Below are 24,673 nucleotides of genomic sequence, written 5' to 3'. Positions count from 1 at the left end.
CGAAGCGCGCCACTACGCTACGGATGAGTAACCGTCCCCCCCTTTTGAGCAGGCAGGGAGCCGCGATCCCGATGTCCGAGCCGGAAGAGATCGACATTCACACGACCGCGGGCAAGCTCGCGGATCTGCAGCGCCGTATCCATGAAGCGACGCACGCCGGCTCGGAGCGCGCCGTCGAAAAGCAGCACGCCAAGGGCAAACTGACGGCCCGTGAGCGCATCGAGCTGCTCCTCGACGAGGACTCCTTCGTCGAGTTGGACGAGTTCGCCCGGCACCGCTCCACGAACTTCGGGCTGGACAAGAACCGCCCGTACGGAGACGGCGTGGTGACCGGCTACGGCACGGTCGACGGCCGCCCCGTGGCGGTCTTCTCCCAGGACTTCACGGTCTTCGGCGGCGCCCTCGGCGAGGTCTACGGCCAGAAGATCGTCAAGGTGATGGACTTCGCGCTGAAGACCGGCTGCCCGGTCATCGGCATCAACGACTCCGGCGGCGCCCGCATCCAGGAGGGGGTCGCCTCCCTCGGCGCGTACGGCGAGATCTTCCGCCGCAACACCCACGCCTCCGGCGTCATCCCGCAGATCAGCCTGGTCGTCGGCCCCTGCGCGGGCGGCGCGGTCTACTCCCCGGCGATCACCGACTTCACGGTCATGGTCGACCAGACCTCGCACATGTTCATCACGGGACCGGACGTCATCAAGACGGTCACCGGCGAGGACGTCGGTTTCGAGGAGCTGGGCGGCGCCCGCACCCACAACACCGCCTCCGGCGTGGCCCACCACATGGCGGGCGACGAGAAGGACGCGATCGAGTACGTCAAGCAGCTGCTGTCGTACCTGCCGTCCAACAACCTCAGCGAGCCCCCGGTCTTCCCGGAGGAGGCGGACCTCGCCGTCAGCGGCGAGGACCTGGAGCTGGACACCCTGGTCCCGGACAGCGCGAACCAGCCGTACGACATCCGCACGGTGCTCGAACACGTCCTGGACGACGCCGAGTTCTTCGAGACGCAGGCGCTGTTCGCGCCGAACATCGTCACCGGCTTCGGCCGGGTCGAGGGCCGCCCGGTGGGCATCGTCGCCAACCAGCCGATGCAGTTCGCCGGCTGCCTGGACATCGACGCCAGCGAGAAGGCGGCCCGTTTCGTGCGCACGTGCGACGCGTTCAACCTCCCCGTGCTCACCTTCGTCGACGTGCCCGGGTTCCTCCCCGGCGTCGACCAGGAGCACACCGGCATCATCCGCCGAGGCGCGAAGCTGATCTACGCCTACGCGGAAGCCACCGTCCCCCTCATCACGGTCATCACCCGCAAGGCCTTCGGCGGCGCCTACGACGTCATGGGCTCCAAGCACCTGGGCGCCGACCTCAACCTCGCCTGGCCGACCGCCCAGATCGCCGTCATGGGCGCCCAGGGCGCGGTCAACATCCTGCACCGCCGCACGATCGCCGAGGCGGAGGCGAACGGAGAGGATCTGGAGGCCGTGCGCGCCCGCCTGATCCAGGAGTACGAGGACGCCCTCCTCAACCCCTACGTCGCGGCCGAGCGCGGCTACATCGACGCGGTGATCATGCCGTCGGACACACGGGCCCACATCGTCCGCGGTCTGCGTCAGCTGCGCACCAAACGGGAATCCCTGCCTCCGAAGAAGCACGGCAACATCCCCCTCTAGGCCCCGCTGACCCTTGGAGCGGACATGAACATCAAGGTCGTACGAGGCAACCCGACCCCGGAGGAGCTGGCCGCCGCCCTGGCGGTGGTCCGCGCCCGCGCCGCGGCGGCGGCGACGCCGCCGTCCGGCGCGCAGGGACCGCGGGACGCATGGGCGGACCCGTCCCGCATCGCCTCGGCCCACCTGCCCAAGCCGGGCCCGGCCTCCTGGACCCGCACCTACTGGCCGGGCTAGGGGCGCGATTCCTCAGGGGCACGAGGAACCGCGCACAGCAGTACAACACCGGGCGCCAATCTAGGTACGCCTACTCAGGCGCCCTCCCCGGCCCAGCCTCACGCTAGTGGAATGCTGTGGTCAGACCCCGAGGACGAGCCGCCCAAAGACCTGCGCGACATGCAGGAGACACTGCGGCGGCTCGGTCTCTTCATGGCCCTGGCCATGATCCTGGCCATGATCGTGATCGGTCTGAGGTGAGCCCCGGCGGCGCCCCGCCGCTACCCTGACCGCATGACTGATCAGCCGCGCCGTCGCCTCGTTCTCGCCTCGAAGTCCCCCGCCAGGCTGGGCCTGCTCCGGCAGGCAGGGCTGGACCCCGAGGTGATCGTGAGCGGCTTCGACGAGGACTCGATCACGGCGCCGACTCCGGCGGAGCTCGCGCTCGCCCTCGCCGAGGCCAAGGCCTCCGTGGTGGCGGCGCAGCCGGAGGTGCAGGGCGCCCTGGTGATCGGCTGCGACTCGGTGCTTGAGCTGGACGGGCAGGCGCTCGGCAAGCCCTCCGACGCGGAGGAGGCCACCGCCCGCTGGAAGGCGATGCGCGGGCGGGCCGGCACCCTCCAGACGGGTCACTGCATCTGGGACACGGCTGCCAAACGGTATGTCGCCGGGGTCGCCTCCACCGTCGTCCGCTTCGGCGAGCCCTCCGACGAGGAGATCGCCGCGTACGTCGCCTCCGGCGAACCTCTCTACGTCGCCGGAGCGTTCACCCTGGACGGCCGCTCGGCCCCGTTCATCGAGGGCATCGACGGCGACCACGGCAATGTGATCGGCATCAGCCTGCCCCTCGTACGGCGACTGCTGGCCGAACTGGGCATCAGCATCACCGAGTTGTGGGCACCGGCTGAATGAGCTGGGCGGGGGGCGAGTCCTGCGGCACATCGTCCCCGTCCTGCGGCGCACCCCAGGCATCCGAGGGCGCGCCGGACGGCACCTGCGCCGACACGCCCGGCTCGGTCACGGTCTCCGGGTCGCCGCCCGCCTCCGGAGCACCGCCGGAGGCGGCCCGCTCCGGACCGCCGTCACGGTCGTACGTCATCAGGAGCAGGACGACGAGCCCGAGCATCACCATCATGAACAGGAACGCCGTCCAGCCCACCAGACCCCAGGCGAACGCGCCCAGCAGGGCGTGCACCACCGCGACGCTGATCAGCAGGATGCGGCCGAAGCCGGCGGGGGCGCGGTCCCGTATCGCGACCAGCAGGGCCACCACGGCGCACAGGACGAAGTAGGCGCCGAAGACGACTCCGCCGATCTTCGAGGACGTGGACATGACGTCGGGATCGAGGCCCGCCAGCGACATCTTCTGCCGGTCCACGACCACGCCGAGGAACCAGTTCAGTGCCGCGATGACGAACGCCTCGGCGACGAGGACGACCGTCACGACCCAAGCCACCGGTCTGCGCACCACCGGCCCCCACCCACTTTCGACCTCAGCCCGAGCAGAGCTGCTGTTACCTGAAGTACGTCCGAGTCATCGCGAACGCTACTAACGGGTAAACCCAGGGACAAGGGTTCGGACAGGAGCAAAGAATCATTGGGCCATTCGTAGGGACTCGACAAAGAAACGGAGTGGGCCGCAGCACGCCTTCACAGAGACCTTGACCACATGACAGGGCTAGGGTTTCCCGAGGGAGTCCTGCGTGCCCAAGGTGCGACATGGGATTTCGCGGGTCGAGCGAGCCTCGGATCACGCTCCGTGTGGGCAAGCTCACCACGGGGGACGGGTCGAAGTGACGTGTCGGCAGTCCCTAAACTCGGCTTGTTTCAAGGAGGGAGCCTCAATCGTGCGCAAGGTGCTCATCGCCAACCGTGGCGAAATCGCTGTCCGCGTGGCCCGGGCCTGCCAGGACAGCGGGATCGCGAGCGTGGCCGTATACGCCGACCCGGACCGGGACGCTCTGCATGTCCGCGCCGCGGATGAGGCGTTCGCGCTGGGCGGTGACACCCCGGCCACCAGTTACCTGGACATCGAGAAGGTCCTGAACGCCGCCCGCGAGTCCGGCGCGGACGCCGTCCACCCCGGCTACGGCTTCCTCTCCGAGAACGCCGAGTTCGCGCAGGCGGTCCTGGACGCCGGCCTGATCTGGATCGGCCCGCCCCCGCAGGCCATCCGTGACCTCGGTGACAAGGTCGCCGCCCGGCACATCGCCCAGCGCGCCGGCGCCCCCCTGGTCGCCGGCACCCCCGACCCGGTCTCCGGTGCCGACGAGGTCGTCGCCTTCGCCGAGCAGCACGGCCTGCCCATCGCCATCAAGGCGGCCTTCGGTGGCGGCGGCCGCGGCCTGAAGGTCGCCCGCACCCTCGAAGAGGTCCCCGAGCTGTACGAGTCCGCGGTCCGCGAGGCGGTCGCCGCCTTCGGGCGCGGCGAGTGCTTCGTCGAGCGCTACCTGGACCGCCCGCGGCACGTGGAGACCCAGTGCCTGGCCGACAAGCACGGCAACGTGGTCGTGGTCTCCACCCGTGACTGCTCCCTGCAGCGCCGCCACCAGAAGCTGGTCGAGGAAGCCCCCGCGCCGTTCCTGAGCGACGAGCAGGTCGCCGAGCTGTACCGCGCCTCGAAGGCCATCCTGAAGGAAGCCCACTACGAGGGCGCCGGCACCTGTGAGTTCCTGGTCGGCCAGGACGGCACGATCTCCTTCCTCGAGGTCAACACCCGCCTCCAGGTCGAGCACCCGGTCACCGAGGAGGTCGCCGGCATCGACCTGGTCCGCGAGATGTTCCGCATCGCCGACGGCGAGGAACTGGGCTACGACGACCCGGCCCTGCGCGGCCACTCCTTCGAGTTCCGGATCAACGGCGAGGACCCCGGCCGCAACTTCCTCCCGGCCCCCGGCACGGTCACCACCTTCAACCCGCCCTCCGGCCCCGGTGTCCGCCTGGACGCCGGCGTGGAGTCCGGCTCGGTCATCGGCCCGGCCTGGGACTCCCTGCTCGCCAAGCTGATCGTCACCGGCCGCACCCGCCGGGAAGCCCTGGAGCGGGCCGCCCGCGCCCTGGAGGAGTTCCAGGTCGAGGGCATGGCCACCGCGATCCCCTTCCACCGCGCGGTCGTCAGGGACCCCGCCTTCGCCCCCGAGCTGACCGGCTCCGCCGACCCGTTCACGGTCCACACCCGCTGGATCGAGACCGAGTTCGTCAACGAGATCAAGCCCTTCACCACCCCGGCCGACGCCGAGGCGGAGGAGGACGCGGGCCGTGAGACGGTCGTCGTCGAGGTCGGCGGCAAGCGCCTGGAAGTCTCCCTCCCGGCCTCCCTCGGCATGTCCCTGGCCCGCACCGGCCTCGCGGCGGGCGCCAAGCCGAAGCGCCGTGCCGCCAAGAAGTCCGGCCCGGTGGCGTCCGGTGACACCCTCGCCTCCCCGATGCAGGGCACGATCGTGAAGGTCGCCGTCGAGGAAGGCCAGCAGGTCCAGGAGGGCGACCTGGTCGTCGTCCTGGAGGCCATGAAGATGGAACAGCCCCTGAACGCCCACAAGACGGGCACCATCAAGGGCCTGACCTTCGAGGTCGGCGCGTCCGTGACGTCGGGCGCGGCGATCTGCGAGATCAAGGACTGACGACAGCCTGACGGCAAGAGTCTGAGTGACGCCCGGTGGACTGCTTACGGTGGCCTGCCGGGCGTCGCGCTGTTCGAGTCCGTGAGAGCAGCCGGCCTAAAGGGGCGCGGGGAACTGCGCGACAAGCCACAACGGACCCGCACCCGCCAGACGGCCTCGACTCCTACGGCGACCAGGCACCCTCAGCGCCGCCGAAGATCAGCGACACGCCCCCGCTCAGCCCCGGCCGCCGGCTCTCCCAGCATCCCCCGCAGCCCGCCCCCGGCCACCTGTCCCCGCCTGGGCCCCGGCAGCGGAGCGCGTCGCGCCGGGACCTGCTCACCCCCCGGAGGGCTGCTCGCCCCGGCCACGGCGATCTGCACCCCCTGATCGGCGAGGGCCTGGAGTTCGGTCGCGGCGCGGTCGTCGTGCACGGGCGGCTCGTCGGTGACCAGCCGGGTGATGACATCCGTCGGCACCGTCTGGAACATCGTGTCCGTGCCGAGTTTGGTGTGGTCGGCGAGGACCACGACCTCCGCCGCGGCCTGCACCAGCGCGCGGTCCACGGACGCCGAGAGCATGTTGGACGTGGACAGACCCCGCTCCGCGGTCAGACCGCTCCCCGACAGGAACGCCTTCGACACTCTCAGCCCCTGCAGGGACTGCTCGGCGCCGGAGCCGACCAGGGCGTAGTTGGAGCCGCGCAGGGTGCCGCCGGTCATCACGACCTCCACCCGGTTGGCATGGGCCAACGCCTGGGCGACCAGGAGGGAGTTGGTGACGACCGTCAGCCCGGGCACGCGGGCGAGCCGGCGGGCCAGCTCCTGCGTGGTGGTTCCCGCTCCGACGACGATGGCCTCGCCCTCTTCGACGAGGCCCGCGGCCAGGTCGGCGATGGCCGTCTTTTCGGCGGTCGCGAGATGGGACTTCTGCGGAAAGCCGGACTCCCGCGTGAATCCGCCCGGCAGTACCGCACCGCCGTGCCGGCGGTCGAGGAGTCCTTCTGCCTCCAGTGCCCGCACGTCCCGCCGTACGGTCACTTCTGAGGTCTGGACGACACGGGCGAGTTCACGGAGCGACACGGCCCCGTTCGCTCGCACCATTTCGAGGATCAATTGGCGACGTTCTGCAGCGAACACGAAACTGACAGTAACCCCAACGACCGCCTGCTTTCAGCAGTTTGCGCCGAATAACAGAAGTTGTTCGCATGGGAGGGCGGGAAGTGATATAGGGCCTAACCCGCCCGACTATGCCGTACGCATGCGCGACAACTCCCCGTGACCAGCGGGGATGTGGAATCGGCCGTCAGACCTCGCCGCCCGCCTTGCGGGTGTGGAGCTGGCGCGCCACCTCCGCGATCGACCCCGAAAGGGAGGGGTACACCGTGAATGCGTTCGCGATCTGTTCGACCGTCAGATTGTTGTCGACGGCGATCGAGATGGGGTGGATCAGTTCCGAGGCGCGCGGCGAGACGACCACACCGCCGACGACGATCCCGGTGCCCGGACGGCAGAAGATCTTCACGAAGCCGTCCCGGATGCCCTGCATCTTGGCGCGCGGATTGCGCAGCAGGGGGAGCTTGACGACGCGCGCGTCGATCTTGCCCCCGTCGACATCGGCCTGGGTGTAGCCGACGGTGGCGATCTCGGGGTCGGTGAAGACGTTGGACGACACCGTCTTGAGGTTCAGCGGGGCCACCGCGTCGCCGAGGAAGTGGTACATGGCGATACGTCCCTGCATGGCGGCGACGGACGCGAGGGCGAAGACACCGGTCACGTCACCGGCCGCGTACACGCCCGGAGCCGTCGTCCTCGACACCTTGTCGGTCCAGATGTGACCCGACTCGCGCAGCTTGACGCCGGCCTCCTCCAGGCCGAGCCCCGCGCTGTTCGGGATGGCGCCGACAGCCATGAGGCAGTGCGAGCCGGTGATGACGCGCCCGTCGGCCAGCGTCACCTCCACCCGGTCGCCGACCCGCTTGGCGGACTGCGCGCGGGAGCGGGCCATGACGTTCATGCCGCGGCGCCGGAAGACGTCCTCCAGGACGGCGGCGGCGTCGGGGTCCTCGCCCGGCAGCACGCGATCCCGCGACGACACGAGCGTGACCTTGGACCCCAGGGCCTGATAGGCACCGGCGAACTCGGCACCGGTCACACCCGAGCCGACCACGATCAGCTCTTCCGGCAGCTCGGTGAGGTCGTAGACCTGGGTCCAGTTCAGGATGCGCTCGCCGTCGGGCTGGGCGTCGGGCAGCTCGCGCGGGTGGCCGCCGGTGGCGATGAGGACGGCGTCGGCGGTGAGGATCTCCTCGGTGCCGTCGGCGGCGGTGACGACGACCTTGCGGGAGCCGTCGAGGCCCTGCATGCCGTCGAGCCGGCCGCGGCCGCGCAGGACCCGGGCGCCGGCGCGGGTGACGGAGGCGGTGATGTCGTGCGACTGGGCGAGCGCGAGGCGCTTCACACGCCGGTTGACCTTCCCGAGGTCCACGCCCACCACCCGGGCCGCCTGCTCCAGCGGCGGGGTGTCGTCGGCCACGATGATGCCCAGCTCCTCGTAGGAGGAGTCGAAGGTGGTCATCACCTCGGCCGTAGCGATAAGGGTCTTCGACGGCACGCAGTCGGTCAGTACCGACGCTCCGCCCAGACCGTCGCAGTCGACGACGGTCACCTCCGCGCCGAGCTGGGCGGCCACCAGCGCCGCTTCGTATCCGCCGGGTCCGCCACCGATGATCACGATCCGAGTCACGTACTCCATTGTCCCGCACGCTTCAAGGTGCTACTGCCCGGGGCCGCACGAGCGGGACTCCCGGGACGGAAGAGATGATCGGAACGGCGGTTTCCCCTGCCGTACCCTCGGTGCATGTCGCTCTATGCCGCGTACGGCTGCAACCTGGATGCGGGGCTGATGTCCGGCCGCGCCCCGCACTCCCCCCTGCGCGCCACCGGCTGGCTGAACGGCTGGCGGCTGACCTTCGGCGGCGAGCAGCTGGGCTGGGAAGGCGCGCTGGCGACGATCGTCGAGCAGCCCGGGGCCCAGGTCTTCGTCGGCCTGTACGACATAGCGCCCATGGACGAGGAGTCCCTGGACCGGTGGGAGGGCGTGAGCCTCGGCATCTACCGGCGCGTCCGGGTGCGCGCGCACACCCTGGACGGCGAGGAGTCCGCCTGGGCCTACGTCCTGAACGGCTACGAGGGCGGGCTGCCCTCGGCCCGGTACCTCGGGGAGATCGCCGACGCCGCCGAGTCGGCGGGGGCGCCGCACGACTATGTGATGGAACTCCGCAAGCGCCCCTGCTGAGGCGGCCGACCGGGGCCTTCCTGCGGATTTGCCCCGCCTTCGTGGAAAACGACAAGACAACGATCGCAATCCCGTGGGCTCTGTCATCTACGCGCGTAGGCGAAGAGCGGCTACCCTCGTCGACGTGAACGCATCTCTTCTTCCGGACGACATCCTGGGCGACCCCTACGCCGCCGCTGACGCCGCTGCCGCCCGCCTGCGCGAGCTCACGGGCGCCGAGACCCACGACGTCGCCCTCGTGATGGGCTCCGGCTGGGCTCCGGCCGTCGACGCCCTGGGCGCACCCGACGCCGAGTTCCAGGTCACCGAGCTGCCCGGCTTCCCGCCGCCGGCCGTCCAGGGGCACGGCGGCAAGATCCGCTCGTACTCCTTCGGTGACAAGCGCGCCCTGGTCTTCCTGGGCCGTACGCACTACTACGAGGGCCGCGGCGTCGCCGCCGTCGCGCACGGCGTCCGCACGGCCGTCGCCGCAGGCTGCAAGACCATCGTGCTCACCAACGGCTGCGGCGGTCTGCGCGAGGGCATGCGCCCCGGCCAGCCGGTCCTGATCAGCGACCACATCAACCTGACGGCCACGTCCCCGATCGTCGGCGCCAACTTCGTCGACCTGACGGACCTCTACTCCCCCCGTCTGCGCGCCCTGTGCAAGGAGATCGACCCCACCCTCGAAGAGGGCGTCTACGCACAGTTCCCCGGCCCGCACTACGAGACGCCGGCCGAGATCCGTATGGCCCGTGTGATCGGCGCCGACCTGGTCGGCATGTCCACGGTCCTCGAAGCGATCGCCGCACGCGAGGCGGGCGCCGAGGTGCTGGGCATCTCCCTGGTCACCAACCTCGCGGCAGGCATGACCGGCGAGCCCCTCAACCACGAAGAGGTCCTCCAGGCGGGCCGCGACTCGGCAGCGCGCATGGGCGAACTCCTGGGCCAGGTACTGGGCAAGCTGTAAGCGGGCAGCCCGGGGACCTGCGGCGACGTGAAGACGGCGCGGGTGTCCGGGGGCGTGACCATGCCGTCGGTGCCACAGGACGCGAACGCACCGCGGATGCCACACGGGCACGAGCACGCTGGGGTACCGCGGGACGCGAACACGCCGCGGATGCCACACGGGCGCAAGCACGCTGGGGTACCGCGGGACGCGAACGCACCGCAGGTGCCACACGGGCACGAGCACGCTGAAGCACCACGGAACGCGAACGCACCGCACGTGCCACACGGGCACGAGCACGCTGGGGTACCGCAGGGCGCGAACACGCCGCAGGTGCCACACGGGCGCAAGCACGCTGGGGTACCGCGGGACGCGAACACACCGCAGGTGCCACACGGGCACGAGCACGCTGAAGCACCACGGAACGCGAACGCACCGCAGGTGTCACCAGGCGGGAGTACGCCGCAGGTGGTGCTGCGGCGCGCGAGCACGGCGCAGGTGCCACGCGGGTGCGAACGCACCACGGGTGCCAGGGGCCGCGAGCGCGCCGTGAACGCCACGCGGGGCGCGAACGCACCGCAGACGCTGCGGGGCGCGAGCACGCCGCAGGCGCCACGGGGCGCAAGCAGGCCGCAGGCGCCACGCGGATGCGAGCACGCCGGAGGCGTTGCGGAGCCGGAACGGACCGCAGACGCCGCGGTGCGCATGCGCACCGCAGGTGCCACACGGACGCGCACGGACCGCAGGTGCCACACGGACGCGCACGGACCGCAGGTGCCACACGGACGCGCACGGACCGCAGGTGCCACACGGACGCGCACGGACCGCAGGTGCCACGCGGGAGCGAGCACGCCGCAGGCGCTGCGGAGCGTGAGCGGGCCACGGTGCTGTGGTGCCGCGGAGCGCGACACCGCCCGTTCACTTTTCAGCCGACCGAGTCGGGTGGGCGGGTGGGCGGACGGGGGTCTGGGGGCGGAGCCCCCAGCGGAGACAAGGAGAGGTTGATCCCAAGGTGCACGACGATCTCATCGCCCGGGCCAAGGCGTGGCTCGCCGAGGACCCGGACCAGGAAACCCGCGACGAACTGGCCGAGCTGATCGACGCCGGTGACATCACGGAACTGTCGGCCCGGTTCAGCGGCACGCTGCAGTTCGGCACCGCCGGCCTGCGAGGCGAACTCGGCGCCGGCCCGATGCGCATGAACCGCGGCGTCGTCATCCGCGCCGCCGCCGGCCTCGCCGCCTACCTGAAGAAGAACGAGCCCCGCCGGGGGGACGCAGGCGCCGGACTCGTCGTCATCGGATACGACGCCCGCCACAAGTCCGCCGACTTCGCCCGCGACACCGCCGCCGTCATGATCGGCGCCGGCCTGCGTGCGGCCGTACTCCCCCGCCCCCTCCCCACCCCCGTCCTGGCCTTCGCGATAAGGCACCTGGGCGCGGTCGCGGGCGTGGAGGTCACCGCCAGCCACAATCCGCCCCGCGACAACGGCTACAAGGTGTACCTCGGCGACGGCTCCCAGATCGTCCCGCCCGCCGACGCGGAGATCGCCGCCGAGATCGACGCGATCGCCTCCCTGAACGACGTCCCCCGCCCGGACACCGGCTGGGAGACCCTGGACGACACGGTCCTGGACGCCTACCTGGCCCGTACCGACGAGGTCCTCGCCCCCGGCTCCCCCCGCACCGCCCGCACGGTCTACACGGCGATGCACGGCGTCGGCCGCGACGTCCTGCTGGCCGCCTTCGCCCGGGCCGGCTTCCCCGCGCCGGTACTGGTCGCCGAGCAGGCCGACCCGGACCCGGACTTCCCGACGGTGGCCTTCCCCAACCCGGAGGAGCCGGGCGCCATGGACCTGGCGTTCGCCCAGGCCCGTACGACCGACCCGGACCTGGTCATCGCCAACGACCCCGACGCCGACCGCTGCGCCGTGGCCGTCAAGGCCGGGGACGCCTGGCGGATGCTGCGCGGCGACGAGGTCGGCGCGCTGCTCGCCGCCCACCTGGTGGCCCGCGGCGCCACCGGCACCTTCGCGGAGTCGATCGTCTCCTCCTCCCTCCTCGGCCGCATCGCCGAGAAGGCGGGCCTGCCGTACGAGGAGACCCTCACCGGCTTCAAGTGGATCGCCCGCGTGGAGGGCCTGCGCTACGGCTACGAGGAGGCCCTCGGCTACTGCGTGGACCCCGAGGGCGTACGCGACAAGGACGGCATCACGGCCGCGCTTCTGATCACGGAGCTGGCCTCCGTCCTCAAGGAGCAGGGCCGCACCCTCCTCGACCTGCTCGACGACCTCGCCGTGGAGCACGGCCTGCACGCCACGGACCAGCTGTCGGTCCGCGTGCAGGATCTCTCCGTCATCGCGGACGCGATGCGCCGCCTGCGCGAACAGCCCCCGACCGAGCTGGCGGGCCTGCGGGTCGTCCGCGCCGAGGACCTCACCCGGGGCACGGACACGCTCCCGCCCACCGACGGCCTGCGCTACACGCTCGACGGCGCCCGCGTCATCGTCCGCCCCAGCGGCACCGAGCCCAAGCTGAAGTGCTACCTGGAGGTTGTCGTCCCGGTCGCCGCACACGCCGGGCTCCCGGCGGCCCGTGCGAAGGCCGACGAACTGCTGACCGCGCTGAAGCGGGACCTGTCGGCGGCGGCCGGCATCTGACCCGCACGCACGACGAAGGGGTGCCCCCCGCCCGGGGCACCCCTTTTCAGCGGCCGGCCGCCGGTTGACACCGCGCCGCGAGCCGGCGGGGATCCGCGCCACGACGTTCGCGCGGGCCGTGGGTCACGGCGAAGACCTGGCGGCCGAACGGACGGAACCATCCGCAAGCCGCCGACGGCGAGTCGCCCCTCCCCCGAGGGCCACCCGCACCCGGCCACGAAACCCGCACGAGCGGTGCGGGTGAAAGACGCGGCCCCCTGCCTCAGCCGGTGGCCAGCAGGATCGCCAGCAGCACCGCCCCGGCCACCGCGGGCACGGCCACCTCGTACCCCCAGCGCACGCTGACCTCCCCCTGCGCCTGCTCCGTCTCGCCGTGCCGCTCCAGCATCTCCCGCAGGTCGTCCATGATCTTGTCGGTCTCGGCGCGCGTCGGACCGGTGGAGGCGTCGGCGTCCCCGAACCCTCCGAACCCGCCCAGGCCCAGCCCCCCGGGCCGCCCGCCGAGCACCCCGCGCCCGCCGCCTCTCGTGGCGGATTCCACCCGCGCCTGCCGGCGTGCCGCCTTCTTGCGGGCGCGCAGCGAGACGGGGACGGCCCACAGCTGGTACTTGGCGCCGGACTTGGTGACGACCTCGTTGGTGTATCCGGAGCGCAGGGAGGCGATCTCGCCCCAGGGCACGGTGATCACCCGGAAGGGGTTGCGGAGCCGCAGCCGCTCGTCGTTCGCGTAGACGGCCGGGCGCAGCGTGAAGGCGATCACCAGCGGCACGATCAGGATGAGCCCGGCGAGCGCGAGCCAGGGTGTGCGCCCGCTGCCGTGGAACAGCGCGTCGAAGCCCAGCCAGCCGACGAGCGCGAGCAGCAGCACGCCGGCCACCAGCGCCAGCGGCGAACGGTAGATCCGGTCCTTGGCGGCGGGCACCGGAGGCTGTGGCGCGGGTGACTGGTGGTCCGGGGTCGTCATGGTCCCGATTCTGCCCGAAGCCGCGGCGGCCGCCCCTACGCGGCCTGATACCGGCGCTCATCCGTGATGTCCGACCAGGCAATGAGCGCCCGGGGCTATACAGAAACTACGCGCGTAGATATGCTCGTCTGGTGACCATGCCCACCACTGCACCCACAGCACATGCTCTCGCTGACGTCACCGCGTCCGACAGCACGCTGCGCCGCTTCCTCCACGGGCTGCCCGGCGTCGACGCGGTCGGCCTGGAGGCGCGCGCCGCGTCTCTCGGCACCCGTTCCATCAAGACCACCGCGAAGGCGTACGCCATCGACCTCGCCATCTCGATGGTCGACCTGACGACGCTGGAAGGCGCGGACACCCCGGGCAAGGTCCGGGCGCTCGGCGCCAAGGCGGTCCACCCGGACCCGACGGACCGGACGACCCCCACCACGGCGGCCGTCTGCGTCTACCCCGACATGGTGGCCGTCGCCAAGGAGGCCGTCGCCGGCTCCGGCGTGAAGGTCGCCTCGGTCGCCACCGCCTTCCCGGCCGGCCGCGCCGCCCTCGACGTCAAGCTGGCCGACGTCCGTGACGCCGTCGCCGCGGGCGCCGACGAGATCGACATGGTCATCGACCGGGGCGCGTTCCTCTCGGGCAAGTACCTGAAGGTGTACGACGAGATCGTCGCCGTGAAGGAGGCCTGCGGGACGAGCGCCCGGCTGAAGGTCATCTTCGAGACCGGCGAGCTGTCGACGTACGACAACATCCGCCGGGCGAGCTGGCTGGGCATGCTGGCGGGCGCGGACTTCATCAAGACGTCGACCGGCAAGGTCGCCGTCAACGCGACCCCCGCCAACACCCTCCTCATGCTGGAGGCGGTGCGCGACTTCCGCGCCCAGACCGGCGTCCAGATCGGCGTGAAGCCCGCGGGCGGCATCCGTACCAGCAAGGACGCGATCAAGTTCCTGGTCCTGGTCAACGAGACCGCGGGCGCGGACTGGCTGGACAACCACTGGTTCCGCTTCGGCGCCTCCTCGCTCCTGAACGACCTGCTGATGCAGCGCCAGAAGCTGGCCACCGGCCGCTACTCCGGCCCCGACTACGTGACGGTGGACTGATCAACATGGCTTCCGTATTCGAGTACGCCCCGGCGCCCGAGTCCCGCTCCGTCGTCGACATCGCCCCTTCCTACGGCCTCTTCATCGACGGCGAGTTCGCCGAGGCGGCCGACGGCAAGGTCTTCAAGACCGTCTCGCCGTCCACCGAGGAGGTCCTCTCCGAGGTCGCCCAGGCCGGTGAGGCGGACGTCGAGCGCGCGGTGAAGGCCGCCCGCAAGGCGTTCGAGAAGTGGTCGGCGCTGCCCGGCTCCGAGCGCGCCAAGTACCTCTTCCGCATCGCCCGCATCATCCAGGAGCGCAGCCGCGAGCTGGCCGTCCTGGAGACGCTGGACAACGGCAAGCCGATCAAGGAGACCCGCGACGCGGACCTCCCGCTGGTCGCCGCGCACTTCTTCTACTACGCGGGCTGGGCCGACAAGCTCGACCACGCCGGTTACGGCGCGAACCCGCGGCCGCTGGGCGTGGCCGGCCAGGTCATCCCCTGGAACTTCCCGCTCCTGATGCTGGCGTGGAAGATCGCCCCGGCCCTCGCGACCGGCAACACGGTCGTCCTCAAGCCCGCCGAGACGACCCCTCTGTCCGCCCTGTTCTTCGCGGACATCTGCCGCCAGGCGGGCCTGCCCAAGGGTGTCGTCAACATCCTTCCGGGCTACGGCGACACGGGCGCGGCCCTCGTCGCGCACCCGGACGTGAACAAGGTCGCCTTCACCGGCTCCACGGCCGTGGGCAAGGAGATCGCGCGGACCGTCGCGGGCACCCGCAAGAAGCTCACCCTCGAACTGGGCGGCAAGGGCGCCAACATCGTCTTCGACGACGCCCCGATCGACCAGGCCGTCGAGGGCATCGTGACCGGCATCTTCTTCAACCAGGGCCAGGTCTGCTGCGCGGGCAGCCGCCTGCTGGTGCAGGAGTCGATCCACGACGAGCTGCTCGACTCCCTCAAGCGCAGGCTCTCGACGCTGCGCCTCGGCGACCCGCTCGACAAGAACACCGACATCGGCGCGATCAACTCCGCCGAGCAGCTGGCCCGGATCACCGCGCTGGCCGAGCAGGGCGAGGCGGAGGGCGCCGAGCGCTGGTCCCCGGCCTGCGACCTCCCGGGGAGCGGCTACTGGTTCGCCCCGACGCTGTTCACGAACGTCACCCAGGCACACACCGTCGCCCGCGACGAGATCTTCGGCCCGGTGCTCTCGGTCCTCACCTTCCGTACGCCGGACGAGGCCGTCGCCAAGGCCAACAACACGCAGTACGGCCTTTCGGCGGGCATCTGGACCGAGAAGGGCTCCCGCATCCTGGCGGTGGCGAGCAAGCTCCGCGCGGGCGTGATCTGGTCCAACACGTTCAACAAGTTCGACCCGACCTCGCCGTTCGGCGGCTACAAGGAGTCGGGCTTCGGCCGCGAGGGCGGCCGCCACGGCCTGGAGGCGTACCTCGATGTCTGAGAAGACGGAAAAGACCGACCTGCGACTTTCGGTCTTCAAGACCTACAAGCTGTACGTCGGCGGGAAGTTCCCGCGTTCCGAGAGCGGCCGGGTGTACGAGGTGACCGACTCCAAGGGCAAGTGGCTGGCGAACGCGCCCCTCTCCTCCCGCAAGGACGCCCGTGACGCGGCGGTCGCCGCCCGCAAGGCGTTCGGCGGCTGGTCCGGCGCGACGGCGTACAACCGCGGCCAGATCCTCTACCGCATCGCGGAGATGCTGGAGGGCCGCAAGGAGCAGTTCGTCCGCGAGGTCGCCGACGCCGAGGGCCTGTCGAAGGCGAAGGCCGCCGCGGTCGTGGACGCCGCGATCGACCGCTGGGTCTGGTACGCGGGCTGGACCGACAAGATCGCCCAGGTCGTGGGCGGCGGGAACCCGGTCGCGGGCCCGTTCTTCAACCTGTCCTCCCCCGAGCCGACAGGTGTGGTCGCCGTGCTGGCGCCGCAGGAGTCGTCCTTCCTCGGCCTGGTCTCGGTGATCGCCCCGGTGATCGCGACCGGCAACACGGCGGTCGTCGTGACGTCCGAGAAGGCCCCGCTGCCCGCCCTGTCCCTGGGCGAGGTCCTGGCCACCTCCGACCTGCCCGGCGGTGTCGTCAACGTCCTGTCCGGCCGTGCGGCGGAGATCGCGGCGCCCCTGGCCGCGCACCAGGACGTCAACGCGATCGACCTCGCGGGCGCCGACGAGGCGCTGGCGAAGGAGCTGGAGATCGCCGCCGCGGACAACCTGAAGCGGGTGCTTCGTCCACAGGCTGTGGACAACTGGTCCGAGGCTCCGGGCACCGAGCGCATGACGGCGTTCCTGGAGACGAAGACGGTCTGGCACCCGACGGGTTCGCTGGGCGCGTCCGGCTCGTCGTACTGACGACGCCCCGCAGACCGAGAGCCGTGCCGCCCCTCCGTCCGGGGGCGGCACGGCTCTCCTCGTGCGCGGATCTCAGCTCTGTCCGGTGAGGAACCCTCCCGTCCCCTCCAGTGACTGCACCAAGGGGATGTCCGCCTGGACCAACGGGCCGGTGAAGTCGCTGAGTGCGCCGCCGTCGAGGGGGGCGACGGCGGGGCGTGCGGCCGCCGCGGCGAGCGGGTGGGCGTGCGCGGCCGCGGCCGCCGCCCCCAAGACCGCACCGGCGAGCGCGAACGCCCCCAGGGCGCGCTGGACGGCGAGGGTGCGGGGGGAGACATGTCGTGCCATTTCCGATACCACCTTTCATTACTTAGGGTGATCGTATAGGCACGAATAGTAATTGAAATGTGATGCGCGCTCCAAAGCCGACCCGCGGGGTCGGCAGGAGCCGCGCCATACGTCAAACTGGTGTTCCGTGAGCATTCATCCGCCGCCCCCCGCCCGTGTCGTGCTGCTGTGCGGCCCTTCGGGCTCTGGCAAGTCACTCGTCGCCGCCCGTTCCGGGCTGCCCGTTCTGCGCCTCGACGACTTCTACAAGGAGGGCGACGACCCGACCCTGCCCCTGGTGGACGGGAGTTCGGACATCGACTGGGACCACCCCGAGTCATGGGACGCGGACGTCGCGGTGGAGGCCATCGCCCGCCTCTGCGCGACGGGGTCGACGCCCGTTCCGGTGTACGACATCTCGCTGAGCGCCCGCACCGGAGAGCGGACGCTGTGCATCGAGCGCACGCCGCTGTTCATCGCCGAGGGCATCTTCGCCGCGGAGATCGTGGAGCGCTGCCGTGAGCTGGGCCTGCTGGCGGACGCCCTGTGCCTGAACCGCGGTCCGGCCGCCACCTTCCGCCGGCGTTTCCTGCGGGATCTCAAGGAGGGCCGCAAGTCGGTGCCGTTCCTGATCCGCCGCGGCTGGCGGCTGATGCGTGCCGAGCGCTCGATCGTGACCCGCCAGGTCTCCCTGGGTGCCCACCCCTGCGACCGCGACGAGGCCCTGAGCCGGCTGGCGGCCGCCGCGGCGGGGCGGCACGCACACGCGAAGAACACCGCGACCCTCACTTGAGGAACCAGGACGGCGAGCAACGACGTCCGCGAGAGCGGCGCCGGTTCGGGCGCGGAGAAACGCAAAGCGGGACTGGACGGACCCCCCGGCCCTCCAGTCCCGCTTCTTCGTGCTCCCCCGTGTTTCCCCCGCGGGCCCACCCCCCGGTGGTCCCCCGTTTTCCCCCCGCGGGGCCGCCCCCCAGCGGCCCCTGCCTTCAGGCGACCAGTTCGCCGAAGGCGTTCTCCTCGTCACGGCCGAAGCTGAGGACCTCGTCCTCGCGCAGCCGGCGGAGCGACCGCCAGATGCTGGACTTCACCGTGCCGACACTGATGCCGAGGATCTCCGCGATCTCCGGGTCCGTACGGCCCTCGTAGTAGCGCAGGACCAGCATGGTGCGCTGGAGTTCGGGCAGCCGGGCCAGCGCCTGCCACAGGACCGCGCGCAGCTCGGTGCCGCGCATCGCGTCCGTCTCGCCGGGCGTCTCCGGCAGTTCCTCGGTCGGGTACTCGTTGAGCTTGCGGCGCCGCCAGGCGCTGATGTGCAGGTTGGTCATGGTGCGGCGCAGGTAGCCGCCGACCGCCGCCTTGTCGCTGATCCGCTCCCACGCCTTGTACGTCGAGAACAGCGCGCTCTGCAGCAGGTCCTCGGCCTCGAAGCGGTCGCCGGTCAGGTGGTAGGCGGTGGCGTACAGGGAGGCGCGGCGCTCCTGGACGTAGGCGGTGAACTCCGCCTCGGTCAGCGAACGGCGCTCCCCCGAGTCCTCCCTGTACGCGGATCCCCCGTGCGATTCCCCCGTGTACGCGTCAACCACCGTCATGTATCCGGCGTGCTGACGTCCGGCGCCGCGAGCGCACCCCCGCCCGCTCACGGCGCCGGACTTCTCGGAACCCCGGTGCACGTCGTGCAGACGCGTGACCACTGCGCTGGTGCTGATGCTGTGCAGCGTGTTCATCTCGCGCTCCCCGTCGTGGACTTCCGGTGTCCGGCCTGCTCGGTGTTGCTTCCTTGCCTGTGCCGAAAAGCTTGCCGAGTGACCTTCATGGCCGTGTCCGCCGACTGTCACAGACCTGTCACAGGGGTCCGGCCCAGCCGGGTCACGGCCCGGACACAGGGGGTGGTGCCGGCGGGCGCGGGCGAGGCGGTGGACACCACACCTCGACCACAGGTCGTACGGGAGGCCGTCCATGGGCCAGAATGTGCCCGTGCCTTCCCTGTTGCTGATCGAGGACGACGACGCCATCCGCACGGCCCTGGAGCTCTCTCTGACGCGCCAGGGCCACCGGGTGGCCACCGCTGCCAGCGGTGAGGACGGTCTGAAGCTGCTGCGCGAACAGCGGCCGGATCTGATCGTGCTGGACGTGATGCTGCCCGGCATCGACGGGTTCGAGGTGTGCCGGCGCATCCGGCGCACCGACCAGCTGCCGATCATCCTGCTGACCGCCCGCAGCGATGACATCGACGTGGTGGTCGGACTGGAGTCCGGTGCCGACGACTACGTCGTCAAGCCGGTGCAGGGCCGGGTGCTGGACGCCCGGATCCGCGCCGTGCTGCGGCGCGGGGAGCGCGAGTCCAGCGACTCGGCGACCTTCGGGAGCCTCGTCATCGACCGGTCGGCGATGACCGTGACGAAGAACGGCGAGGACCTGCAGCTGACGCCGACCGAGCTGAGGCTGCTGCTGGAGCTGAGCCGGCGGCCCGGCCAGGCGCTGTCGCGCCAGCAGCTGCTGCGGCTGGTGTGGGAGCACGACTACCTGGGCGACTCGCGCCTGGTGGACGCGTGCGTACAGCGGCTGCGCGCCAAGGTGGAGGACGTGCCCTCGTCCCCGACCCTGATCCGTACCGTCCGTGGTGTCGGCTACCGCCTGGACACTCCTCAGTGACCGATACGCAAGGGGGGCTGCGCGGCTGGGCCGCGGGCCGCAAGGGAAATCTGTCGCGGCTGCGGTTCACCAGCCTCAGGCTGCGGCTGGTCGTCGTCTTCGGTCTGGTCGCGCTCACCGCCGCGGTGTCGGCGTCGGGCATCGCCTACTGGCTGAACCGGGAGGCCGTGCTCACCCGCGCCCAGGACGCGGTGCTGCGCGACTTCCAGCAGGAGATGCAGAACCGTGCGGGTGCGCTGCCGGCGCACCCCACGCAGGACGAACTGCAGCGCGCCGCGGGCCAGATGGCCGGCAGCAGCCAGCGGTTCAGCGTGCTGCTGGTCGCCCAGGACGCTGACGGCAAGACCGTGTACGGCAATTCGGGCGGCATCAACGGCTTCTCGATGGAGGACGTCCCGAAGTCGCTGAGCGCCGCGGTGAACAAGCGGCAGAAGGTGACCGGCGCCAACAAGTCGCCGTACCACCTGTACTGGCAGCGGGTCGACGACCGCGGCACGCCGTCTCTGGTGGCCGGCACGCGGCTGATCGGCGGCGGTCCGACGGGCTACATGGCCAAGTCGCTGGAGCCGGAGGCCAAGGACCTCAACTCGCTGGCCTGGTCGCTCGGGATCGCGACGGGCCTCGCGCTGATCGGCTCGGCGCTGCTCGCGCAGGCCGCCGCCACGACCGTGCTGAAGCCGGTGCAACGCCTCGGGGCGGCCGCCCGGCGGCTCGGCGAGGGCAGGCTGGACACCCGGCTACGGGTGACGGGCACCGACGAACTCGCCGATCTGTCCCGGACGTTCAACAACGCGGCCGAGGCGCTGGAGAAACGGGTCGCGGACATGGCAGCGCGGGACGAGGCCTCGCGCCGCTTCGTCGCCGACATGTCGCACGAGCTGCGCACCCCGCTGACCGCCATCACCGCCGTCACGGAGGTGCTGGAGGAGGAGCTGGACGCGGACGCCGGGAGCATCGACCCGATGATCGAGCCGGCCGTACGGCTGGTGGTCAGCGAGACCCGGCGGCTGAACGACCTGGTCGAGAACCTGATGGAGGTCACCCGCTTCGACGCGGGCACCGCCCGGCTGGTCCTGGACGACGTCGACATCGCCGACCAGATCACCGCCTGCATCGACGCCCGTGCCTGGCTGGACGCCGTGGAGCTGGACGCCGAGCGCGGCATCCACGCCCGCCTCGACCCGCGCCGCCTGGACGTGATCCTCGCCAACCTGATCGGCAACGCGCTCAAGCACGGCGGCTCGCCGGTGCGGGTGTCGGTGCGCATTGACGACAAAGAGGATGCCGATCTGGTCGTCGCGGTGCGCGACCACGGGCCCGGCATCCCCGAGGACGTCCTGCCGCACGTCTTCGACCGCTTCTACAAGGCGAGCGCCTCCCGGCCCCGCTCCGAGGGCAGCGGTCTGGGCCTGTCCATCGCCATGGAGAACGCCCATATCCACGGCGGCGAGATCACCGCCGCCAACTCCCCCGACGGCGGCGCGGTGTTCACGCTGCGGCTGCCGCAGGACGCCTCACGGCTGACGGAGGAGAACGACGAGGGCACCAAGGACGACAAGGCCGGGGATTCCGGGAAGGAGGGGTCATGACCGCGGGGAACAGACGGCGCCTGCTGGCGCTGCCCCTCCTCGCCTGGCTGCTCACCGGATGCGGGATCCGAGCCACGGAGGTGCCGACGGACTTCGGCGCGGCGCCCTCCCGGGTGCCGTGCTCGCTGGCCGGGTCCGATCTGTCGACGCAGTCCTCGCACGGCGTTCCCGTGCAGGTCTTCCTGCTGTGCGGTTCGTCCCTGGTGACCGTCGACCGGACCGTGCCGGTCCCGGACGGCACCCCGGACGCGCGCCGCCGGGTCATCGTGGCGCAGGGCCTGCTGGACCAGCTCGCCGCGTCCCCCTCGCCTGCCGAGCGGGCGGCGGGCTACGCGACGTACGTGCCCGGCGGCCTGGGCGTGGCCGGGCCGGGCCCGAAGGACCCGGAGGACACGCTGCGGCTGAGCACCGCACCGGCCCGGCTCACCTCCTACGCCCTTGCCCAGCTCGTGTGCACGCTGTCCGACTCGGCGGCGACGGAGGGCGACGGCTCGGTGATCATGGGCGGCCCGGGCACCCAGCCGCTGCGCCGCTACGAGTGCACCGACGACGTCCGCAACCGGCCGGGCAGCACCGAGCCGCCCTCCAGCGAGGTCACGGCGGGCTGAGCGGCCGTGACGGGCCGGTGTGGTGGACACCTCATGTGCATCCGCGTGACGGAAGCGGAACCGATCGTGCACACGGGTGCGTCTAGGGGGTCGTGCAGCGTCAAGGCTTCATGGGCGGCAGCGCCGCGATCCACATCCGTGCGACGGGGAGTGTCCTCCTCGCCGCGCATCTCGCGCTCGTCGCCTGGCTGATGCTGCGGCCCCTGGACGTGCCCTGGGTGATGCCCGCCAACCTGCGCCCGCTGGCCGGTATCCGGGCCGATCTGGCGCTCGGCTGGCCCGCGGCGGCCAGGCCCCTGGGTGAGGGGCTGGCCCTGCTCGCGCCGCTGGGCGTGCTGCTGCCGATGGCGCACGGCAGGCTCGCCGTCTCCCCGCTGGCCTCCCTGATCCGTACGTCGGCCGCGGGTGCCCTGATCTCCCTGGGGATCGCCCTGCTGCAGACCGGTGTGCCCGGCAGGGTCGTGGACGTCGACTCGCTGCTGCTGAACACCGTCGGGGTGGCGCTGGCCCATCTGGCCGTGGTGCCCGCCGGGCGGGCCCGGCTGCGTCGGCGGGCCGAGCGCGAGCCCTTGACGACCGGGAAGCTCACCGTTCAGGAGGACCTCCCTCAGGGGCGGACCCCGACGATTCCCAGGGTCGGGATCGCCCCGTAGAGCGACGCTTTGGCCCCCTTCGTCTCCGTACCGTGGACGGCAGATGAGGCAGCCGGTCGGGCCGCCTCCGACGAAGCTCACGAAGGAGCCGACATGACCGCCCTTGCCCGCCCCACCCACGGCCGCATGATCGGCGGAGTGTGCGCAGCGCTGGCACGGCGCTTCGGCACCTCCGCGACCACGATGCGGGTGATCTTCCTGCTGTCCTGTCTGCTGCCCGGCCCGCAGTTCCTGCTCTACATAGCGCTGTGGATCCTGCTCCCGGCCGAGGACAAGGCCCGCACCGCCGCCTGGTGAGCGGACGTACGAACGCCGCTGGGGCGCTCCCGGACCGTTCCGGGGCGCCCCAGCGGCGTTCTCGCGCGGTGGACGTCAGCTGAGCTGGATGCCCTTGACCGGCGCACCGTGCGTGGGCAGGTCCGACAGCGGCAGTCCGCCGATCAGCCCGCTGGCCGACGCGCCCTGCGGGGCCGCGGGGACGACCGGGCGGGCGGCGGCCATCCCGGTACCGACGGCGCTCTGCCCCTGCGCGAGCGTCTGGCCGGCGCCCGGCAGCGCCTGGCCGACGTTCTGGGCAGGCAGCGTCCTGGTGACGGAGTCCAGGGCCTGCGTCGCGTCCGGGACGGCAGGTGCCGCGGCCGCGGCGCCCGCCCCGACTGCGGCGAAGGCGGCACCGAGGGCGGCGACACCGAGAGTCTTGACAGCAGACTGCTTCATTGTGAATGCGTCCTTGAATACGGAGACGGGAAATAAAAAACGAGCGTTTCACGACCGTAAACACGCCGCACCGCACGCCGCAAACACCGAAATGCGGACGGATTGTGAAGGCCCGTCCGCATTCCACGCCACCGATCAACGCGCAGCTCTCCGCGCGAACCGGAAGAACCGCTGGTGGAGGGCGCCTAACTGAACAGCCATTCGGATTTGAGCTCTGCATATCCGGGCTTGACCACGTCATTGATCATTGCCAGTCGTTCATCGAAAGGAATGAACGCCGATTTCATCGCATTGACGGAGAACCATTGCAGATCGTCGAGGGTGTAACCAAAGGCGTCGACGAGATGCTCAAATTCCCGGCTCATGCTGGTGTGCGACATCAGCCGGTTGTCCGTGTTGACCGTCGCCCTGAAGTGGAGTCGCCGCAGCAGCCCGATCGGGTGCTCGGCATAGGAGGACGCGGCCCCCGTCTGCAGGTTGGAGCTGGGGCACAGCTCCAGCGGGATGCGCTTGTCCCGGACGTACGAGGCCAGCCGGCCGAGCCGCACCGAGCCGTCCTCGCCGACCTCGATGTCGTCGATGATCCGCACCCCGTGCCCCAGCCGGTCCGCGCCGCACCACTGCAGCGCCTGCCAGATGGAGGGCAGCCCGAAGGCCTCGCCGGCGTGGATGGTGAAGTGGTTGTTCTCGCGCTTGAGGTACTCGAAGGCGTCCAGGTGCCGGGTGGGCGGATAGCCGGCCTCGGCGCCCGCGATGTCGAAGCCCACCACGCCCAGGTCCCGGTACCGGTTGGCGAGTTCGGCGATCTCCAGGGCGCGGGCCGCGTGCCGCATGGCGGTCAGCAGAGCGCCGACCCGGATGCGGTGGCCGTTGTCCCGGGCGAGCCGCTCTCCCTGCCGGAAGCCCTCGTTGACCGCCTCGACGACCTCTTCGAGGCTGAGCCCGCCCTCCAGGTGCTGCTCGGGCGCGTACCGCACCTCGGCGTAGACGACGCCGTCCTCGGCGAGGTCCTCGGCGCACTCCCGGGCGACCCGCACCAGCGACTCCCGGGTCTGCATCACGCCGACGGTGTGCGAGAAGGTCTCCAGATACCGTTCCAGCGAGCCGGAGTCGGCGGCCTCGCGGAACCAGATGCCCAGCTTGTCGGGGTCGGTCTCGGGAAGGAGGGAGTAGCCCGTTTTCCGGGCGAGTTCGACGACGGTTCCGGGGCGGAGCCCGCCGTCGAGGTGGTCGTGCAGCAGAACCTTGGGCGCCCGGCGGATCTGGTCCGGCGTCAGGACGTTCGTCGGGACGGTCCCAGTCGGTGCAGTCTGGCTCGTCATTTCCGCACTCTAACGCCTACGCGCGTAGAGCACCCTTGGTACGCCACGACGCGACG

Annotated in this window: 25 protein-coding genes; 17 read left to right on the top strand and 8 right to left on the bottom strand. The window is 71.1% G+C overall.

Features of this window, described 5'->3' with window-relative positions:
* Positions 1 to 71: 71 nt before the first annotated feature.
* From AVL59_RS05365 to AVL59_RS05355, 4 genes are all read left to right on the top strand, one after another.
* Positions 72 to 1,667 (top strand): acyl-CoA carboxylase subunit beta, encoded by a 1,596-nt coding sequence (locus AVL59_RS05365; protein WP_067300034.1) that lies wholly within the window; start codon positions 72 to 74, stop codon positions 1,665 to 1,667.
* Positions 1,668 to 1,691: 24 nt separating this feature from the next.
* On the top strand, positions 1,692 to 1,901 hold the full coding sequence (locus AVL59_RS05360; protein WP_067300033.1) for an acyl-CoA carboxylase epsilon subunit: 210 nt from the start codon (positions 1,692 to 1,694) through the stop codon (positions 1,899 to 1,901).
* Between the two features lie 111 nt (positions 1,902 to 2,012).
* Positions 2,013 to 2,141, top strand: a complete 129-nt coding sequence (gene mmpB, locus AVL59_RS55505) for a morphogenic membrane protein MmpB (protein ID WP_099053002.1) — start codon at positions 2,013 to 2,015, stop codon at positions 2,139 to 2,141.
* A 33-nt stretch (positions 2,142 to 2,174) separates the two neighbouring features.
* Positions 2,175 to 2,792, top strand: coding sequence for a Maf family protein (locus AVL59_RS05355; protein ID WP_067300032.1), 618 nt, complete (start codon positions 2,175 to 2,177; stop codon positions 2,790 to 2,792).
* On the opposite strand, the gene AVL59_RS05350 is transcribed toward AVL59_RS05355, so the two are convergent.
* Positions 2,764 to 3,351 carry a hypothetical protein gene (locus tag AVL59_RS05350; RefSeq protein WP_208870312.1) on the bottom strand — a complete coding sequence of 196 codons (588 nt, stop codon included), beginning with the start codon at positions 3,349 to 3,351 and terminating at the stop codon, positions 2,764 to 2,766. The genes AVL59_RS05355 and AVL59_RS05350 overlap by 29 nt on opposite strands.
* 376 nt (positions 3,352 to 3,727) lie before the next feature.
* Between AVL59_RS05350 and AVL59_RS05345 the strand changes: the two genes are divergently transcribed.
* A complete protein-coding gene (locus AVL59_RS05345) occupies positions 3,728 to 5,500 on the top strand; it encodes an acetyl/propionyl/methylcrotonyl-CoA carboxylase subunit alpha (protein WP_067300030.1) in 1,773 nt (590 codons plus the stop codon).
* A 182-nt stretch (positions 5,501 to 5,682) separates the two neighbouring features.
* Here the strand turns inward: AVL59_RS05345 and AVL59_RS05340 are convergent, their stop codons facing one another.
* Entirely contained in the window at positions 5,683 to 6,582 is a 900-nt protein-coding gene (locus AVL59_RS05340) for a DeoR/GlpR family DNA-binding transcription regulator (protein WP_067300029.1), read from the bottom strand.
* A gap of 202 nt (positions 6,583 to 6,784) precedes the next feature.
* Positions 6,785 to 8,233: an NAD(P)H-quinone dehydrogenase gene (locus AVL59_RS05335; protein ID WP_067300028.1), complete on the bottom strand. Its 1,449-nt coding sequence runs from the start codon at positions 8,231 to 8,233 to the stop codon at positions 6,785 to 6,787.
* A gap of 105 nt (positions 8,234 to 8,338) precedes the next feature.
* On the opposite strand from AVL59_RS05335, the gene AVL59_RS05330 reads away from it, so the two are divergent.
* From AVL59_RS05330 to AVL59_RS05320, 3 genes are all read left to right on the top strand, one after another.
* Positions 8,339 to 8,776, top strand: a complete 438-nt coding sequence (locus tag AVL59_RS05330) for a gamma-glutamylcyclotransferase family protein (protein WP_067300027.1) — start codon at positions 8,339 to 8,341, stop codon at positions 8,774 to 8,776.
* A gap of 124 nt (positions 8,777 to 8,900) precedes the next feature.
* Positions 8,901 to 9,725 carry a purine-nucleoside phosphorylase gene (locus AVL59_RS05325; protein WP_067300026.1) on the top strand — a complete coding sequence of 275 codons (825 nt, stop codon included), beginning with the start codon at positions 8,901 to 8,903 and terminating at the stop codon, positions 9,723 to 9,725.
* Between the two features lie 991 nt (positions 9,726 to 10,716).
* Complete coding sequence (locus AVL59_RS05320) at positions 10,717 to 12,363, top strand: phospho-sugar mutase (protein WP_067300025.1); 1,647 nt, start codon at positions 10,717 to 10,719, stop codon at positions 12,361 to 12,363.
* Between the two features lie 262 nt (positions 12,364 to 12,625).
* Here the strand turns inward: AVL59_RS05320 and AVL59_RS05315 are convergent, their stop codons facing one another.
* Positions 12,626 to 13,327: a PH domain-containing protein gene (locus AVL59_RS05315; protein WP_067300024.1), complete on the bottom strand. Its 702-nt coding sequence runs from the start codon at positions 13,325 to 13,327 to the stop codon at positions 12,626 to 12,628.
* Between the two features lie 137 nt (positions 13,328 to 13,464).
* On the opposite strand from AVL59_RS05315, the gene deoC reads away from it, so the two are divergent.
* Genes deoC through AVL59_RS05300 form a run of 3 tightly spaced genes read left to right on the top strand, consistent with a single transcriptional unit; the run spans position 13,465 to position 16,767 of the window.
* Positions 13,465 to 14,424: a deoxyribose-phosphate aldolase gene (deoC, locus tag AVL59_RS05310; protein WP_067300023.1), complete on the top strand. Its 960-nt coding sequence runs from the start codon at positions 13,465 to 13,467 to the stop codon at positions 14,422 to 14,424.
* A 5-nt stretch (positions 14,425 to 14,429) separates the two neighbouring features.
* Positions 14,430 to 15,866: an aldehyde dehydrogenase family protein gene (locus AVL59_RS05305; protein ID WP_067300022.1), complete on the top strand. Its 1,437-nt coding sequence runs from the start codon at positions 14,430 to 14,432 to the stop codon at positions 15,864 to 15,866.
* Positions 15,859 to 16,767, top strand: a complete 909-nt coding sequence (locus AVL59_RS05300; RefSeq protein ID WP_067300021.1) for an aldehyde dehydrogenase family protein — start codon at positions 15,859 to 15,861, stop codon at positions 16,765 to 16,767. The genes AVL59_RS05305 and AVL59_RS05300 overlap by 8 nt, the downstream gene beginning before the upstream one ends.
* A 72-nt stretch (positions 16,768 to 16,839) precedes the next feature.
* On the opposite strand, the gene AVL59_RS05295 is transcribed toward AVL59_RS05300, so the two are convergent.
* Positions 16,840 to 17,094 carry a hypothetical protein gene (locus tag AVL59_RS05295; RefSeq protein ID WP_067300020.1) on the bottom strand — a complete coding sequence of 85 codons (255 nt, stop codon included), beginning with the start codon at positions 17,092 to 17,094 and terminating at the stop codon, positions 16,840 to 16,842.
* Positions 17,095 to 17,221: 127 nt separating this feature from the next.
* On the opposite strand from AVL59_RS05295, the gene AVL59_RS05290 reads away from it, so the two are divergent.
* Positions 17,222 to 17,866: a uridine kinase family protein gene (locus AVL59_RS05290; protein ID WP_237281439.1), complete on the top strand. Its 645-nt coding sequence runs from the start codon at positions 17,222 to 17,224 to the stop codon at positions 17,864 to 17,866.
* Between the two features lie 196 nt (positions 17,867 to 18,062).
* On the opposite strand, the gene AVL59_RS05285 is transcribed toward AVL59_RS05290, so the two are convergent.
* The gene (locus AVL59_RS05285; protein WP_067300019.1) at positions 18,063 to 18,800 is read right to left on the bottom strand and encodes a SigE family RNA polymerase sigma factor; all 738 of its coding nucleotides are present in this window, start codon (positions 18,798 to 18,800) and stop codon (positions 18,063 to 18,065) included.
* A gap of 250 nt (positions 18,801 to 19,050) precedes the next feature.
* Here AVL59_RS05285 and afsQ1 point away from each other — a divergent pair, with 250 nt between their 5' ends.
* The 5 genes from afsQ1 to AVL59_RS05260 all read left to right on the top strand — a co-directional run bounded on the left by afsQ1 (position 19,051) and on the right by AVL59_RS05260 (position 22,875).
* Positions 19,051 to 19,728, top strand: coding sequence for a two-component system response regulator AfsQ1 (afsQ1, locus tag AVL59_RS05280; protein ID WP_190012869.1), 678 nt, complete (start codon positions 19,051 to 19,053; stop codon positions 19,726 to 19,728).
* Positions 19,725 to 21,317, top strand: coding sequence for a sensor histidine kinase (locus AVL59_RS05275; RefSeq protein ID WP_067300017.1), 1,593 nt, complete (start codon positions 19,725 to 19,727; stop codon positions 21,315 to 21,317). Before afsQ1 ends, AVL59_RS05275 begins: the two co-directional genes overlap by 4 nt.
* Positions 21,314 to 21,925: a hypothetical protein gene (locus AVL59_RS05270; RefSeq protein WP_067300016.1), complete on the top strand. Its 612-nt coding sequence runs from the start codon at positions 21,314 to 21,316 to the stop codon at positions 21,923 to 21,925. Before AVL59_RS05275 ends, AVL59_RS05270 begins: the two co-directional genes overlap by 4 nt.
* A gap of 92 nt (positions 21,926 to 22,017) precedes the next feature.
* Positions 22,018 to 22,578: a VanZ family protein gene (locus AVL59_RS05265; protein WP_067300015.1), complete on the top strand. Its 561-nt coding sequence runs from the start codon at positions 22,018 to 22,020 to the stop codon at positions 22,576 to 22,578.
* A gap of 93 nt (positions 22,579 to 22,671) precedes the next feature.
* Positions 22,672 to 22,875: a PspC domain-containing protein gene (locus tag AVL59_RS05260; RefSeq protein WP_067300014.1), complete on the top strand. Its 204-nt coding sequence runs from the start codon at positions 22,672 to 22,674 to the stop codon at positions 22,873 to 22,875.
* Between the two features lie 75 nt (positions 22,876 to 22,950).
* Here AVL59_RS05260 and AVL59_RS05255 read toward each other — a convergent pair whose 3' ends face one another.
* Together AVL59_RS05255 and AVL59_RS05250 are read right to left on the bottom strand one after the other, a co-directional pair.
* Positions 22,951 to 23,295, bottom strand: a complete 345-nt coding sequence (locus AVL59_RS05255; RefSeq protein WP_067300013.1) for an ATP-binding protein — start codon at positions 23,293 to 23,295, stop codon at positions 22,951 to 22,953.
* Positions 23,296 to 23,480: 185 nt separating this feature from the next.
* Entirely contained in the window at positions 23,481 to 24,617 is a 1,137-nt protein-coding gene (locus tag AVL59_RS05250; RefSeq protein ID WP_067300012.1) for an adenosine deaminase, read from the bottom strand.
* Positions 24,618 to 24,673: the final 56 nt, after the last annotated feature.

Source organism: Streptomyces griseochromogenes, from assembly GCF_001542625.1.
Classification (GTDB): Bacteria; Actinomycetota; Actinomycetes; order Streptomycetales; family Streptomycetaceae; genus Streptomyces; species Streptomyces griseochromogenes.
Note: the sequence above shows the minus strand (reverse complement) of the source record. Positions and strands in the feature narration are given on the sequence as shown.

Excerpts from the sequence above, each read along its gene's own strand:
- AVL59_RS05365 (WP_067300034.1), top strand. The coding sequence starts at position 72 with ATGTCCGAGCCGGAAGAGATCGACATTCACACGACCGCGGGCAAGCTC.
- AVL59_RS05360 (WP_067300033.1), top strand. The coding sequence starts at position 1,692 with ATGAACATCAAGGTCGTACGAGGCAACCCGACCCCGGAGGAGCTGGCC.
- mmpB (WP_099053002.1), top strand. The coding sequence starts at position 2,013 with ATGCTGTGGTCAGACCCCGAGGACGAGCCGCCCAAAGACCTGCGCGAC.
- AVL59_RS05355 (WP_067300032.1), top strand. The coding sequence starts at position 2,175 with ATGACTGATCAGCCGCGCCGTCGCCTCGTTCTCGCCTCGAAGTCCCCC.
- AVL59_RS05340 (WP_067300029.1), bottom strand. The coding sequence starts at position 6,582 with ATGGTGCGAGCGAACGGGGCCGTGTCGCTCCGTGAACTCGCCCGTGTC.
- AVL59_RS05335 (WP_067300028.1), bottom strand. The coding sequence starts at position 8,233 with ATGGAGTACGTGACTCGGATCGTGATCATCGGTGGCGGACCCGGCGGA.
- AVL59_RS05330 (WP_067300027.1), top strand. The coding sequence starts at position 8,339 with ATGTCGCTCTATGCCGCGTACGGCTGCAACCTGGATGCGGGGCTGATG.
- AVL59_RS05315 (WP_067300024.1), bottom strand. The coding sequence starts at position 13,327 with ATGACGACCCCGGACCACCAGTCACCCGCGCCACAGCCTCCGGTGCCC.
- deoC (WP_067300023.1), top strand. The coding sequence starts at position 13,465 with ATGCCCACCACTGCACCCACAGCACATGCTCTCGCTGACGTCACCGCG.
- AVL59_RS05305 (WP_067300022.1), top strand. The coding sequence starts at position 14,430 with ATGGCTTCCGTATTCGAGTACGCCCCGGCGCCCGAGTCCCGCTCCGTC.
- AVL59_RS05300 (WP_067300021.1), top strand. The coding sequence starts at position 15,859 with ATGTCTGAGAAGACGGAAAAGACCGACCTGCGACTTTCGGTCTTCAAG.
- AVL59_RS05295 (WP_067300020.1), bottom strand. The coding sequence starts at position 17,094 with ATGGCACGACATGTCTCCCCCCGCACCCTCGCCGTCCAGCGCGCCCTG.
- AVL59_RS05285 (WP_067300019.1), bottom strand. The coding sequence starts at position 18,800 with ATGAACACGCTGCACAGCATCAGCACCAGCGCAGTGGTCACGCGTCTG.
- AVL59_RS05270 (WP_067300016.1), top strand. The coding sequence starts at position 21,314 with ATGACCGCGGGGAACAGACGGCGCCTGCTGGCGCTGCCCCTCCTCGCC.
- AVL59_RS05260 (WP_067300014.1), top strand. The coding sequence starts at position 22,672 with ATGACCGCCCTTGCCCGCCCCACCCACGGCCGCATGATCGGCGGAGTG.
- AVL59_RS05255 (WP_067300013.1), bottom strand. The coding sequence starts at position 23,295 with ATGAAGCAGTCTGCTGTCAAGACTCTCGGTGTCGCCGCCCTCGGTGCC.
- AVL59_RS05250 (WP_067300012.1), bottom strand. The coding sequence starts at position 24,617 with ATGACGAGCCAGACTGCACCGACTGGGACCGTCCCGACGAACGTCCTG.